The 14,032-nt window shown below is 41.6% G+C and carries 12 protein-coding genes; 9 read left to right on the top strand and 3 right to left on the bottom strand.

Translation table 11 applies throughout. The features are described from left to right. The first annotated feature begins 303 nt into the window (after positions 1 to 303). Both ghrA and ACU696_RS13795 read left to right on the top strand, forming a co-directional pair. The gene (gene ghrA, locus ACU696_RS13800) at positions 304 to 1,245 is read left to right on the top strand and encodes a glyoxylate/hydroxypyruvate reductase GhrA (protein ID WP_004910644.1); all 942 of its coding nucleotides are present in this window, start codon (positions 304 to 306) and stop codon (positions 1,243 to 1,245) included. Between the two features lie 138 nt (positions 1,246 to 1,383). Then, a complete protein-coding gene (locus ACU696_RS13795; RefSeq protein ID WP_004910645.1) occupies positions 1,384 to 1,935 on the top strand; it encodes a TorD/DmsD family molecular chaperone in 552 nt (183 codons plus the stop codon). A 144-nt stretch (positions 1,936 to 2,079) separates the two neighbouring features. Here the strand turns inward: ACU696_RS13795 and ACU696_RS13790 are convergent, their stop codons facing one another. Both ACU696_RS13790 and mdtH read right to left on the bottom strand, forming a co-directional pair. Then, positions 2,080 to 2,640, bottom strand: coding sequence for a lipoprotein (locus tag ACU696_RS13790; protein WP_004910646.1), 561 nt, complete (start codon positions 2,638 to 2,640; stop codon positions 2,080 to 2,082). A 38-nt stretch (positions 2,641 to 2,678) separates the two neighbouring features. Next, on the bottom strand, positions 2,679 to 3,884 hold the full coding sequence (mdtH, locus tag ACU696_RS13785) for a multidrug efflux MFS transporter MdtH (RefSeq protein ID WP_004910648.1): 1,206 nt from the start codon (positions 3,882 to 3,884) through the stop codon (positions 2,679 to 2,681). Between the two features lie 584 nt (positions 3,885 to 4,468). Here mdtH and rimJ point away from each other — a divergent pair. The 4 genes from rimJ to ACU696_RS13765 all read left to right on the top strand — a co-directional run bounded on the left by rimJ (position 4,469) and on the right by ACU696_RS13765 (position 7,891). Next, entirely contained in the window at positions 4,469 to 5,056 is a 588-nt protein-coding gene (gene rimJ / locus ACU696_RS13780) for a ribosomal protein S5-alanine N-acetyltransferase (protein ID WP_109911314.1), read from the top strand. A gap of 83 nt (positions 5,057 to 5,139) precedes the next feature. Further along, positions 5,140 to 6,678, top strand: coding sequence for a murein biosynthesis integral membrane protein MurJ (murJ, locus tag ACU696_RS13775; RefSeq protein ID WP_004910657.1), 1,539 nt, complete (start codon positions 5,140 to 5,142; stop codon positions 6,676 to 6,678). Between the two features lie 360 nt (positions 6,679 to 7,038). Next, on the top strand, positions 7,039 to 7,275 hold the full coding sequence (locus tag ACU696_RS13770; RefSeq protein ID WP_004255083.1) for a hypothetical protein: 237 nt from the start codon (positions 7,039 to 7,041) through the stop codon (positions 7,273 to 7,275). A 43-nt stretch (positions 7,276 to 7,318) separates the two neighbouring features. Beyond that, complete coding sequence (locus ACU696_RS13765) at positions 7,319 to 7,891, top strand: helix-turn-helix transcriptional regulator (RefSeq protein WP_109911316.1); 573 nt, start codon at positions 7,319 to 7,321, stop codon at positions 7,889 to 7,891. A 21-nt stretch (positions 7,892 to 7,912) separates the two neighbouring features. On the opposite strand, the gene argS is transcribed toward ACU696_RS13765, so the two are convergent. After that, positions 7,913 to 9,643: an arginine--tRNA ligase gene (gene argS / locus ACU696_RS13760; protein ID WP_004910662.1), complete on the bottom strand. Its 1,731-nt coding sequence runs from the start codon at positions 9,641 to 9,643 to the stop codon at positions 7,913 to 7,915. A 166-nt stretch (positions 9,644 to 9,809) separates the two neighbouring features. On the opposite strand from argS, the gene ACU696_RS13755 reads away from it, so the two are divergent. The 3 genes from ACU696_RS13755 (at position 9,810) to ACU696_RS13745 (ending at position 14,023) form a co-directional block, all read left to right on the top strand. Beyond that, positions 9,810 to 10,364, top strand: a complete 555-nt coding sequence (locus ACU696_RS13755; protein ID WP_209101441.1) for a VOC family protein — start codon at positions 9,810 to 9,812, stop codon at positions 10,362 to 10,364. A 182-nt stretch (positions 10,365 to 10,546) separates the two neighbouring features. After that, positions 10,547 to 11,308 carry a copper homeostasis protein CutC gene (gene cutC / locus ACU696_RS13750; protein ID WP_196723374.1) on the top strand — a complete coding sequence of 254 codons (762 nt, stop codon included), beginning with the start codon at positions 10,547 to 10,549 and terminating at the stop codon, positions 11,306 to 11,308. Between the two features lie 291 nt (positions 11,309 to 11,599). Continuing rightward, positions 11,600 to 14,023 (top strand): DMSO/selenate family reductase complex A subunit, encoded by a 2,424-nt coding sequence (locus ACU696_RS13745; RefSeq protein WP_196723375.1) that lies wholly within the window; start codon positions 11,600 to 11,602, stop codon positions 14,021 to 14,023. Positions 14,024 to 14,032 lie beyond the last annotated feature (9 nt).

Genomic DNA, 14,032 nt, shown 5'->3' with positions numbered 1-14,032 from the left:
AACCTGCTCTGCAACGGGGCGCTACTATAGGGAAAATAGCGTCTTACGTCAACTCCCTATTTATCCTTTTTCCGACTTTTGTTGCTGTTTAGCTAAATAAAAAACAATTTGATTATTATCTAATCTCAAATGTTATCGGCTAAGGTAAATAATACTTTTAATGTTAATTTAAAACGGCAAGTAACAGAAGTAAAAACCGTTAGCTAGTTAACAAAATTCTGATTGTTTACAGTGTATCGGCTTGATTAACTTGAAAAGAAATCCCATTCGGCACACTCTGTTAGAAACCAAAGAGGAGTTGCCATGAATATTTTATTTTACCATCCATTTTTTGATTCGAAACAGTGGATTGACGGCATGAAAGCACGCTTACCACAAGTGAATATTCGCCAATGGGAAAAAGGGGATAACCAAAGTGCGGATTACGCCATGGTTTGGTTACCTCCTTATGAATGTCTCGCTGGTCGCAGTGATTTAAAGGGAATTTTCGCTTTAGGCGCAGGTGTGGATGCTATTTTAAAACAGGAACAAGATAAACCTGGGACCCTGCCTGCAGGGGTTCCCGTAATGCGTCTGGAAGACACGGGCATGGCGATTCAAATGGAAGAATACGCTTGTGCAAAAGTGTTAAGTTACTTTCGTCGTATGGATGAATATCGCCAATTACAATCACAGCGCCAATGGAAACAGTTACCGGCCTACCAACACGAAGATTTTGTCATTGGTGTGATGGGCGCAGGGGCATTAGGACAAGCAGTTGCAAAGCGCTTAGTAAGTTTCGGTTTTCATGTAAGAACATGGAGTCGCTCTGAAAAACAACTTGATAACGTAAAAAGTTATTTTGGCCATGACCAACTAGCTAATTTCCTTTCTGGTACTCGTGTAATTATTAATCTGTTACCAAGTACTCCAGAAACGGTGGGAATTTTAAACCAGCAACTATTTAGCCAGTTAGAGCAAGGGGCATATGTTATCAACTTAGCACGTGGCGCCCATCTGATTGAACAGGATTTGCTTTTAGCCCTTGAATCAGGACAAGTTACAGGTGCTGCACTTGATGTATTTGCGAGTGAGCCGTTGTCGCAAATGCACCCGTTCTGGACGCATCCCCGCATCGCTATCACACCCCATGTTGCCGCCTTTACAAAACCGAAAGAGGCGATGGATATGATTGTCAGTAATATCCAACGCATCGAAGCAGGGCAAGCGCCTGTTGGTGTCGTTGATATGCAACGCGGTTATTAGTCACTTCTTTGTTGCAAGTGGTCTTTATGACCACTTGTAATTATCTCCCCCTAATATCTTTCCTATTTTTTCGATATACTGAAAGTAACTGCTTCAGTCACGAGGTGTGACTACTGAATCTGTAAAATAGGATAATATATGAACGAATTTTCAATCGTCTGCCGTATTTTAGGGACACTATTTCAACGTAGTCCCTCTGATAGCCTCGTAAAACCGCTTATTGATATGATTGCTCAAGATAAATTAAAAGCATCATGGCCATTAGAACAAGATGAGTTGTGGTCACGCATGGCAAAAGACCTCGACGTCAATGCAGTTAATGCGGATTACCAAGCCCTATTTGCAGGGGAATCTCCTTCAGTTTCAATGTTAGCGAATGATTACGATTCTGAAATTACAGAAGCAGAAGTTCGCGAATTTTTAACCGTTAGAGGAATGACCCTGACGAATGCGTCTGCTGACGCTTTTGGCGCATTGCTACTCGCGGCTTCTTGGTTAGAAGACCAAGCGGCAGAAGATGAAACTGCCGCTCAAGAAGAATTATTTGATAGCTATATCCTTAGTTGGTATGGCAGCTTTTTAGGTAAAGTTGAAGCGCATGCAACCACTACCTTTTACCGGACTTTAGCCCAAATTACGCGTGATGCAGTCATTGCTCTGCGTGATGAACTTGACTCAGAAACTGAATAATTGTGACGTTGTCACTTTTTTGTGGTGATGTTACTGATGTTTTAGTTAGCGGTATTGATTAATAATTTTGATTGAATAAAAAAGGCAACAGATTTTCTTGTTGCCTTTAATGCTTTTATCAATCGAAATTATTTATGGTTAAAATTAATCAACTAATGGAATGACCAGTTTACCCGGTTTGATTTCAAGCCCTTTAGCGAGTTTTTTTGCGGTTGCTTCAGCCGCGCCATTATCAGGATTTAACACATAAACAGGTTGGGTTTCAAAGAAAGTTTCAAGGGAACTATTCAAGTAAGGAATAACCGCTGACATCGCTGTATCCATATTTTCTGGCATCACTTTGTAACTGCTAATATTCAATTCTTTTAAGTAAATTGAACCTGTTTTGGCATCAAAATAAGGGCGAGCAGTGAGTGTCAGGTTAATTTGCGCTTCTGCTTTACCAATCAACGAGTCTAATTTAACGGTTGCATCCCCCGTTAAAGCAACTTTTCCTGGTTCACTGCGGCCAATTTCTGATTTTAAATTAGCGAGCTGAATATCCGCATCAGCAAAACCCGTAATACCGACCTTATGGTCATATTTTACTTTATTAGCAAGGTAATTATTAATTTGTGACTCACTAATACTAAACTCAGATAATTGATTACAACCCGATAAGAGAGTGAGAAAGCCTACCATAGCGGCGATTAAAAACTTCTTCATAGAGACTCCTTTTACAGTAATACCGCTAGTTTAGCGCATTACTGCCCACTCAACATGACTGTTTCAATTTTTTTACGGTTAAATTGCTTATGCAGCGCCCATAAAGTGATAAAACCGATGAGTCCTAATAAGAACCAAGGAAGTTGAGGCAGGTTCCATTGGTGACCAATATCGTACATCCAGCCGCCACCGGTATAACCGACTGCTCCACCTAAAGCAAGGCCTAAGCGACTAAAACCCATATAGCTGCCTCGTGCTCGAGGGTCAGCAAGAGATGCACTTAATGTTTCTCTCGCTGGGTCTGCAGTTACCGTACCTAAATAAAATAGGCAAATAAGGGCGAATAGCGTATTGAGTGAGGTTGTCATGCCAATCGGAAACATGCTGAGACTCATTAAAAATAGCCCGGCCATGAGCCGTTGTTCAAGGCGAAAATGTTTTTCGCTCCAACGCGCAATGGGATAAAGCAATGTTAAAGATATCGCTGCTTCAATCGCATACATCCATTTGACGGCAGTGGGTGTGCCAGCTAATTCATTGACAACAATAGGAAACATAAGCATTACTTGTACTGACAACATAAAATAACCTGCCAATGTGACCACATAAGTTACAAAGCGTTTATCTTTCAGTACGCGTCCCATGCCTTCTTTAATGGGGGTTCTGACGGTTGAGATTCGATAAGCAGGTAATAACCAAGCATTGCAGATAGCAGCAATAATAAACACAGCAGCGCCAACCCAGCAGACATAATGGAAGTCATACTGTAGTAGCCAACTACCAATCAAAGCACCGATAACTGCACCAGCACTGTCCTGCATTAACAGCAAAGAATAAAAACGGCCACGTTCATATGGGCGAGTTAATTTAATAACTAATGCGGTTCGTGGGGGATCAAACAAGGTTCCACCCAGAGCAGAAAGTATGCAAGATAGCCATAAAACCCAAGGGTCATGGGCCACCGCCATGACTGCAAAACCACTGGCACGTAATAGCATTCCAATGACAATCATGGGCTTCGCGCCAAACCGGTCAGCGATAGCACCGCCAAAGATACCTAAACCTTGTTGAACAAACTGACGAAGCCCTAAGGCAAAACCAACCACCACGGCGGCCCAGCCCAGTTGATCAACAAAACGAATAGAAATAAGCGGAAAAACGACAAAAAAGCCTAGGACAACCAACATGTTGTCAAGCAAAAGGAAATACTTGCCAAGGCTTCTTGCCCGTGACACTTGCGCCATGAGAGACACCATTAGAAAAATAGCAAAGGGGGAAAGTTTCTTAAAATCAGTTATCAATAATATCAGTATAATAGGGTTCAATAGATGATATTTTTTTATCATAGTAACGTGAGGTATCGATGATTTATTTTTATCAATAAATATTCGTCATACTTCACTCTGTGACGGTGTTGACTGCGTTCGGCTAGTTGGGTCACATACGAGTGTATGCTCCCCAAGCTATCCTCGCTGGTCGCCTAGTCACAGCGCGAATTATTTAGAATATTGATAATTGATAGAGGTCATACTTCACTCTGTGACGGTGTTGACTGCGTTCGGCTAGTTGGGTCACATACGAGTGTATGCTCCCCAAGCTATCCTCGCTGGTCGCCTAGTTACAGCGCGAATTATTTAGAATATTGATAATTGGTAGAGGTCATACTTCACTCTATGACGGTGTTGATTGTGCTTGCTGGCCTTAACGATGTATTTTAATTTTCAGAACATATTTTTCGTCAGCGCATTGTAAGCTACACTTTAACTTTCTAAGTTATTGGCTTGGAACTAGAGAAAATATCTGGCTTTTTATTAATTAAGGGTTAACGATGTTTGGTTATCGTTCAAATGTACCGAAAGTGCGCCTTGTCACTGATAGAATGGTTATTCGTTTGACTTATGAGCGTGATAATTATCGACTAGCTGATTATTACAGCCTGAATAAAGACTTTTTAATTCCGTGGGAACCCATCAGGGATAACTCACATTACCAGCCTGCGGGTTGGCAGAATCGGTTACAAGTCATGAATGAAATGCATCGAGAAGGAAGCGCTTTCCATTTCTTACTATTAGACAAAGAAGAAAATGAAGTCATGGGGGTAGCGAACTTTAGTAATGTATTACGTGGCTCATTTCATGCATGCTATCTAGGTTATTCATTGGGTCAAAAATGGCAAGGCCAAGGCCTAATGCATGAGGCGTTAACCCAAGCAATCCGTTATATGCAGCAACACCAAAAAATGCACCGAATTATGGCAAATTATATGCCTCATAATATGCGTAGTGGTAATTTATTGACTAAGCTTGGCTTTGAACGGGAAGGTTATGCAAAGCAATACTTACAAATCAACGGTGAGTGGCGTGACCATGTATTAACGGCACTGACCGATAACACTTGGGCGCTGAATAAAGCCTAAATTCCTAATTTACTTTTCAATCGTAGTCAGTTGCAGTGCACACTGTTAAACTGATGCGATTGTATTCTTTTAGTCTATCAATCATGAATTTATTAAAATCATTGGCGGCAGTAAGCTCCATGACCATGATGTCTCGTGTGCTTGGCTTTATTCGTGACGCCATTATCGCTCGAGTTTTTGGTGCAGGAGCGGCTGCAGACGCCTTTTTTGTCGCATTTAAATTACCGAATCTTTTACGCCGAATTTTTGCCGAGGGGGCATTTTCACAAGCGTTTGTTCCCATACTGGCGGAATATAAAAACCAACAGGGAGAAGAAGCCACTCGTACATTTGTCGCTTATATTGCCGGGATGCTAACCCTTGCTTTGGCGATTGTGACTATCCTTGGCATGATAGCCGCTCCTTGGATCATTTATGTCACCGCTCCTGGGTTTACCGATGACGCTGATAAATTTGCGCTGACTACTGACCTTTTACGGGTCACATTCCCTTATATTTTTCTGATTTCACTGGTCTCCCTCGCTGGGGCAATTCTCAATACTTGGAACCGTTTTTCGGTTCCGGCATTCGCGCCGACATTGCTCAATGTCAGTATGATCATTTTTGCCGCTTTCGCAGCCCCATACTTTAATCCACCCATTATGTCATTGGCATGGGCGGTGCTGGTTGGTGGTGTCTTACAGCTAGTCTATCAGCTCCCATATCTTAAAAAGGTGGGCATGTTAGTGTTACCACGCTTGTCATTTCGTGATAGCGGGGTTTGGCGTGTAATGAAAATGATGGGACCCGCCATTATTGGGGTGTCTGTCGCTCAAATTTCTTTAATTATCAATACGATATTCGCCTCTTTTTTGCAATCTGGTTCAGTGTCATGGATGTATTACGCCGATAGGCTAATGGAATTGCCATCTGGAGTACTTGGTGTGGCTCTCGGAACGATTTTATTGCCTTCTCTCGCGAAAAGCTTCACGAGCGGTAATCAAAATGAGTATCGCCAATTGATGGACTGGGGGTTGCGCCTTTGTTTGTTATTAGCCTTGCCATGTGCGTTAGGGTTGGCAATACTCTCTGAAGCATTAACGGTGTCTTTATTCCAATACGGTAATTTTACCGCGCATGACTCATTAATGACGCAATATGCTTTAATTGCCTATTGTGTCGGTTTAACGGGGATGATTTTGGTGAAAATTTTGGCACCGGGCTTTTATTCACGCCAAGATATTCGTACGCCAGTAAAAATTGCGATTGTCACTTTAATATTAACACAATTGATGAACTTAGCCTTTATTGGCCCATTGCAACATGCAGGCTTAGCCTTATCCATTGGGTTAGCAGCTTGTTTTAATGCAGGGGTTCTCTATTGGCAATTGCGCAAGCAAGATATTTTTCAGCCTTTAGCGGGTTGGAAAGGGTTTATATTTAAATTATTGATAGCCTTAATTGTAATGGGAGCCGTGCTATTTGGTGTCTTACATTTCATGCCATCTTGGCAAGAAGGTAATATGCTGATGCGTATGCTACGTTTGATAGGCGTCGTAATTGTTGGAGCGGGAAGTTATTTCGTTGCTTTATACGTGCTTGGGTTCCGCCCTCGTGACTTTATGAAACGTAGTATTGCCTAATTAATAAGAAGGTCAATGACCTTAAAAGCCCAATTTTAATGAGGAAATCTCATAAAATTGGGCTTTTTTATCTCTGCAATCTATGTAGTTAAGGTGCCAGCAGGCATAGATTCTTTCCCTTCAATTTCTAATTATCTACGCAAATTTATTCTCTTTATAACTGAATTATTAATTTCAAAATCATTTCATGAAATTTCAATTAATTGTTTTCATTGATAAAAGCAATAGCCAACTCTATTTTTGGAGTATATTTACTGGGTTGTTGTGACAACAACTAATTTCAGGGAAATATTCAATTTATTGGATATTGTTTGTTGACTATTGTCAACGCAATGGCTATGTTATGTATCACGGAGGTCGATGAAAAAACACCCAAATAAGCATGTTCAGGCTGCTATTGAATATGCGATAGAAAATGGCTGGGTCTGGGTTACAGCAGGAAACTCATCACATACTTTTTGCAAGTTACGTTGTGGTAACGCAGTGGGTGAACACAAAACACATATGATGAGTGTCTGGTCAACGCCAAAAGTTATGGAAGTGCATGCTAAACAGATAATACGTAAAGTGAACCACTGTATTGCTCTTTTAGGTTAATCCAAGCGGCTTAGGCCGCTTATTTATGTAAGATGGGGAAATTATGGCGGTATTTACTTTCACATTAACACTATCGGGTGTGACTGCTGATACGGAAGGCTTAGTTGATACCATATTTGCCGCAGGCTGTGGCGATGCATTGGTGTGCTTCTATGGTAAATCGGTTTATTTAGAATTTGATAGGGAAGCGGAATCTTTTGATCGTGCAATTGAAACTGCGATTACAGATATTGAAAGTACATCAATGAGTATAAAAGTGGAATCTATTGATTCCGCTTTGGTTGGGCTAAGTGATATTGCAGAATTGACAGGACTAACCCGTCAAGCAGTGGCTTTGCTGAAAGATGGGGCTCGAGGTAAAGGTCATTTCCCTGCGCCCGTACAACGTTTGAGAGGGGCATCTCCGTTATGGGACTGGGCGAGTGTTGCTGATTGGCTACAACAGAATAACCGGTTGTCGCATAACCCTGAACTTTATGAACAAGCAAAAATACTTTGTAAATGGAACTTAGTACTCCGTAATTGCGCGAATGAATATATCGATGAATTGCAAAAACTAACAACAAAGCTAGCGAAACAACGCAAACAAAAACGGCTCACCGAAGTGAACCGTTAATAGACAACCTATAGATTTGAATTACATTCTTTCAACGGTTTCAATACCCAGTGTGTCTAAGCCGGTTTTTAACGTTCTTTGGGTTAATGCAGCCAATTTCAAGCGGCTTTGGCGCTGGGCTTCGTCATCAGCTGACAAGATAGGGCAGTGCTCATAGAAACCAGAGAACAAACCTGCTAATTCATATAAATAAGCACACATAACATGAGGTGTACCATCACGAGCGACAGTTAGAATGGTTTCTTCAAACTGTAATAAACGTGTCGCAAGTGCAATTTCACGAGGGTCTTGTAATGAAATAGGCAGAGTTAAGTCTGCATGGGTTAAATTGGCTTTCTTGAAAATAGAAGCCACACGAGTATACGCATATTGCATATACGGAGCGGTATTTCCTTCGAAAGCTAACATGTTGTCCCAATCAAAAATATAATCCGTCGTTCTGTTTTTGGATAAATCAGCGTACTTAACCGCACCAATACCGACCACATTTGCGACGTTAAGTAATTCATCTTCAGGCATATCCGGGTTTTTCTCACGGATCAATGCTTGAGCGCGTTCAACCGCTTCATCAAGCAAGTCTGATAAACGAACAGTACCACCGGTACGAGTCTTAAACGGTTTGCCATCTTTACCTAGCATCATACCGAACATATGGTGCTCAAGCGCCATTGATTCAGGGATATAACCTGCTTTACGGACGATGGTCCATGCTTGCATCAAATGTTGATGTTGGCGTGAGTCAATATAGTAAAGTGAGCGGTCAGCATGTAAGGTTTCATAACGGTATTTAGCACAGGCAATATCGGTTGTTGTATACAAGAAGCCACCATCTTTTTTCTGGACGATCACGCCCATAGGTTCGCCTTCTTTATTTTTAAATTCGTCAAGAAAAACAACCGTCGCACCTTCACTCTCAACCGCTAAACCTTTAGCTTTTAAATCTGCAACAATACCCGGTAGCATGCTGTTATATAAGCTTTCACCCATCACGTCATCTTCAGTTAAGGTGACGTTTAAGCGGCGGTAGGTTTCTTGGTTTTGTTGCATGGTGATATCAACCAATTTACGCCACATTTGGCGGCAATACTCATCACCGGATTGCAATTTCACAACATAACCACGTGCGCGTACCGCGAACTCTTCATCTTCGTCGTAGTGCTTTTTGGCTTCACGGTAAAATTCTTCGAGGTCTGCAAGTGCCATATCCGTGGCATCTTCATTTTGTACTTTTTCAAGATAGGCAATTAACATACCAAATTGCGTACCCCAATCACCGACGTGATTGGCTCGAATGACTTTATGACCAATAAATTCCTGGGTACGTGCCGCAGCATCACCAATGATGGTTGAACGCAAGTGACCCACGTGCATCTGTTTTGCGACATTAGGCGCTGAATAGTCAATAACAATCGTTTCAGACTTGACTGGTGCGATACCTAAGCGCTGTGAAGCTAATGCTTCTTCAACATGCTTTTCAACCCAAGTTGGCTCAAGGAAGATATTAATAAAGCCAGGACCTGCAATTTCAACTTTGCTGGCAATCCCTTCCAAATCTAAGTGATTAACAAGCTGTTCAGCCAGTTGTCGCGGAGCCATCCCCATCTTTTTAGCCGCGCCCATCACTCCATTAGCTTGGTAGTCACCAAACTGAGCTTTAGCGGACTGACGCACAAGTGCATCACTGCCTTCTGGAGCACCCGCTGCTAACATCGCAGCACTAATTTTATCTGAAAGAATCGCCTGAATATTCACCGAATTACCTTAAATTACGAACATAGTTACCGCATTGTGCCATCACATGCGCATAACTAAAAGGTGGAAGAGAAAAATCGGCAGGTTTTATACCACATTTTGGGGCTCTCATGCTACAGTCTGCGCCATTGTTTAGCAGATAAGTTTTTGTAAAGGGGGGCTTTAAGTGCCACAGTTTAGCAAAATTTCGCAATTACAAGATTTATGGGATAACCTACCTGTATTTATTAGTAAATTACAACAGATGGCGCAGGAGATAAACCTATCATTGTCATCCTTTCCGATAGACCACATTTCAGTGCGTTGTCATCATCTTGCAACTGCAGAACGTTGGCACCAAGGGTTACTGCAATGTGCGCAACTTTTATCTGACAATGTAATTAATGGTCGGCCGATTCGTTTATATGAGCTAAGCGAGCCATTAAACATCGTAGGCCAAGATGTATTTATGATTGAATTACCTTTCCCAAAAGACAAAATTTACCCGAAAGAAAGCTGGGAACATATTGAAATGGTAATTGATGTTGAGCCAAGTGAGCTAGAAACTTCGGCATTCCAGTTGCTACCTGACCCTTTGCCCCAAGGGTACCGAATGAAGATGAGCCAGCCTAAAGGGCAGCAAGAAAGGTTGCCAAATCCAACATTAGCAGTGTCAAATGGTGAAGTAACCGTTAAATACCATCCATTTCCGCTAAAAAAGATAATTGAAAGTGAAAAATAAGTGATGTAATTAACGTTATTGATCAATAATTCTCATTAACTTTTGGCGGTGTGATATCCATCCGATAACATTTTTTAATAAATGGCATTATTAGCCGAATTGTTAACGTTTAACATTAAATCTTTTCATTATTTTTGGGGCACATAAAGCAGGTGTTTTATTGCTCTATTTCGGAGGTTGTGATGGCAAAACTGGAAATCTGTTGTTTTGGAATTGAATGCGCCCAAGTGGCTCAAGAGTATGGTGCAGATCGTATCGAGCTTTGCTCTGGCGCCGCTGATGGTGGCTTAACACCCAGTTATGGCTACCTGAAACTGGCAAAAGAAAAATTGCATATTCCAGTTCATCCTATTATTCGTCCTCGTGGTGGTGATTTTTGCTATAACATCAGTGAATTTGACGTGATCCGTGAAGATTTAATTATGATTAAGGAAATGGGTTTTTCAGGCGCTGTTATTGGTATATTGGATAGCGAAGGGCGCATTGATATCAACAGGATGCACACGTTGATGGAAATAGTACAGGGGATGAATATTACCTTCCACCGTGCATTTGATATGTGTATTAACCCATTGTTAGCTTTAGAACAATTAAAGGAACTCGGCGTAGCTCGCATTTTAACCTCTGGGCAGCAACAAAGCGCGGAGCTAGGTTTACCGCTATTGAAAGAGTTACATGAAAAAAGCCAGCAAATTAATGGCCCACAAATAATGGCAGGTGCGGGCGTACGTTTGGCCAATTTAAGTAAATTTATGGAAATCGGCTTATCTGAGGTGCACAGTTCCGCGGGGAAAACGGTACCATCAACCATGAGTTACCGCAAAGTGGGCGTGACAATGGCCTCTAATAGTGAATCAGATGAATTTACTCATTATTGTGTGGATGGTCCTACGGTCGAAGCGATGAAGGACTTTATTTCTATTACAGAAAAAGTTTCTGTTTAATTGCTGCCGGACTCAATACACAGCTTTGATATAGAAATTTTACATAGCTTGTTATTCTTTAAGGAAAATCAATTCGTTGGTTTTCCTTATTGTTTTTTAGTCATCAACTAGTTTAATGTCATTAAAATAGTCAATAAGAAGACTAAAAATATGATTTATTTATCATTAATGGTTTAATTATTGCTTGTGTTGATGCATGTCAATTAACCCTTATTTTTATAAGGCTACTATCTAATTACTATAAGAATACTAAGTAATTCAATTTATAATAATTAATAAGGTAGCAATGTAATGATCAATAAAATCAGGGAAAAAGCGCTGAGCCGGCGACAGTTTATTCAAGCCTCTGCCTCTGTCGCTACGACAACGTCTATTATCAGCTCCATCTCTCTCCCTTTTTCCGCTCAAGCAACACCAACCATCACAATCCAACCCGATGAAGTCAGCGAAAAAATCAAATACAGCGCATGCTTAGTCAATTGTGGCAGTCGCTGCCCACTCAAAGTACATGTAAAAGATGACGTCATTACTCGTATATCGAATGAAACCATGTATGACGACATGCAATTTGGTTTACATCAAATACGTCCTTGCTTGAGAGGGCGTTCTGTTCGCTGGAAAACCTATAACCCAGACCGCTTGAAATACCCGTTATTGCGTACAGGTAAACGGGGAGAAGGAAAATTTAAACGGATCAGTTGGGATGAAGCAACGACGATTGTGGCGCAAAAATTGCGCTCAACCATTGATACATATGGCAATGAAGCGATTTACTATCAGTATGGTTCAGGATCTACTGGTGCTAATTTACAAGGGCGTAATGCCTGTAAGCGGTTACTAAGCCAACTCGGTGGGTTTCTTGATCAACATGGAACCTACTCAACTGCACAAATAAACGGCGTTATTCCGTATGTTTATGGCAAGTTGGATGATTCACTGTTGTCTGAAATAGCCAATAGCGATTTAGTTGTGATGTTTGGTCATAATATTGCGGAAACACGGATGTCCGGTGGCGGCCAATTCTACGAAACCCTAAAAGCATTAGAAAAAAGCCAAGCTAAAGTCATTATTATTGACCCGCGCCGTACCGATAGCGTGACAACGCTAGGCGCTGAATGGATCCCAATTTATCCGGGGACAGATGGTGCACTTGTGGCTGCGATTATCCATACATTGATTAAAGAACAATTAACGGATGAAGACTTTCTAGCGAAATATTGTGTGGGTTGGGATAGCCAGACACTTCCTGAGTCTGCACCCCAAAATGGCTCATATAAGGATTATATTTTAGGGCTCGGTGATGATGGTATTGAAAAAACACCGCAGTGGGCTAGCCAAATTACAGGCGTCTCACCGGTTCGTATTATTCAACTGGCTCGTGAGTTAGGTAATGCGAAAGCCGCGTGGATTTCTCAAGGCTGGGGATTGCAAAGAACGGCATCGGGTGAACAAGCAGCACGGGCTGTGATGATGTTACCGATTGTCACGGGGCATATTGGGCGTCCAGGAACGAATGCCGGAGGATGGGGAGGAAACGTGGCGTATTCGGTGCCAGGTTTTGCTATCCCAAATCCAGTTAAAACCAAGATCCCGTGTTTTATGTGGACAGATGCGATTGCGCGCGGAACCGAAATGACGGCGACAAATTCAACACTGCTTGGTAAAGAGCGTCTTGAAACGAATGTGAAATTTTTATGGCACTATGCGAGTAATGTCACGGGTAATCAACATTCTGACTTAAACAAAACCCACAAAATTCTAACAGATGAGTCTTTATGCGAATTTATTTTGGTGTGGGATACGCATATGACGCCATCGACTAAATATGCGGATTTAATTTTACCCGATGTGACCAGCGTTGAATCAAATGATTTAATTAATAACTCGTATGCCAGCGGTGCTTATCACTACGCTATTCGCCTACAAAATGCGATTACCCCATTATGGGAGTGTCGCCAATCTTATGATGTTTTAACTGATATTGCTGAAAAACTGGGTATTAAAGACCAATTTACTGAAGGTCGTACTCATGAGCAGTGGATAGAACATTGCTATAACCTGATGCGAGAAAAAAATCCACACTTGCCAACGTTCGAAGAAACGAATGATATGGGGATCGTGGATAGAAAATTGGCAAACAGTGCAGATTATATTGCATTAAAACCATTCAGAGACTCACCTGAAACCGCGCCATTACCTACACCATCGGGTAAAATTGAAATTTATTCAGAAAGGCTCGCTAAGATAGCGAAAGAGTGGGAATACCCAACTGACCAGCGAATACCTGCTGTACCTGAATATTGTGTAAATGCTGAAGGCGTTGAAAACAAGCAAGCTAAACAAAAATATCCGCTGCAAATGACAGGCTATCACGATAAAGGCCATGCGCATTCTTCATATTTTAATATTGCGATGTTACGCGAAGCCGTTCCTCACCAGTATTGGATTAACCCAATTGATGCATCAGCTCGTGGTATTCAGGATGGTGATATTACTGAAATTTTCAATGACCGTGGACGTATGCATATTAAAGCAAAAGTGACGGAGCGCGTATTACCCGGTGTGATTGCAGTCCCGCAAGGTGCTTGGCGAGAAGTCAATGAGGAGGGGGTCGATATTGGCGGTTGTATCAATACACTAACGACACAACAACCTTCCGCCCTTGTTAAAGGGAATCCACAACATACTAACTTAGTTGACGTGAAACGTGCATAAGGAGCGATG

The sequence above is a fragment of the Providencia sp. PROV_01 genome, from assembly GCF_053098325.1.
This window is presented reverse-complemented; position numbering and strand designations above follow the sequence as displayed.

What these genes read in the sequence shown, in the direction of transcription:
- mdtH (WP_004910648.1), bottom strand. Translation starts at nt 3,884, where the DNA reads ATGGCGCAAGTGTCACGGGCAAGAAGCCTTGGCAAGTATTTCCTTTTG.
- ACU696_RS13765 (WP_109911316.1), top strand. Translation starts at nt 7,319, where the DNA reads ATGGCGGTATTTACTTTCACATTAACACTATCGGGTGTGACTGCTGAT.
- murJ (WP_004910657.1), top strand. Translation starts at nt 5,140, where the DNA reads ATGAATTTATTAAAATCATTGGCGGCAGTAAGCTCCATGACCATGATG.
- ACU696_RS13770 (WP_004255083.1), top strand. Translation starts at nt 7,039, where the DNA reads ATGAAAAAACACCCAAATAAGCATGTTCAGGCTGCTATTGAATATGCG.
- ACU696_RS13795 (WP_004910645.1), top strand. Translation starts at nt 1,384, where the DNA reads ATGAACGAATTTTCAATCGTCTGCCGTATTTTAGGGACACTATTTCAA.
- rimJ (WP_109911314.1), top strand. Translation starts at nt 4,469, where the DNA reads ATGTTTGGTTATCGTTCAAATGTACCGAAAGTGCGCCTTGTCACTGAT.
- cutC (WP_196723374.1), top strand. Translation starts at nt 10,547, where the DNA reads ATGGCAAAACTGGAAATCTGTTGTTTTGGAATTGAATGCGCCCAAGTG.
- ACU696_RS13790 (WP_004910646.1), bottom strand. Translation starts at nt 2,640, where the DNA reads ATGAAGAAGTTTTTAATCGCCGCTATGGTAGGCTTTCTCACTCTCTTA.
- ACU696_RS13745 (WP_196723375.1), top strand. Translation starts at nt 11,600, where the DNA reads ATGATCAATAAAATCAGGGAAAAAGCGCTGAGCCGGCGACAGTTTATT.
- ghrA (WP_004910644.1), top strand. Translation starts at nt 304, where the DNA reads ATGAATATTTTATTTTACCATCCATTTTTTGATTCGAAACAGTGGATT.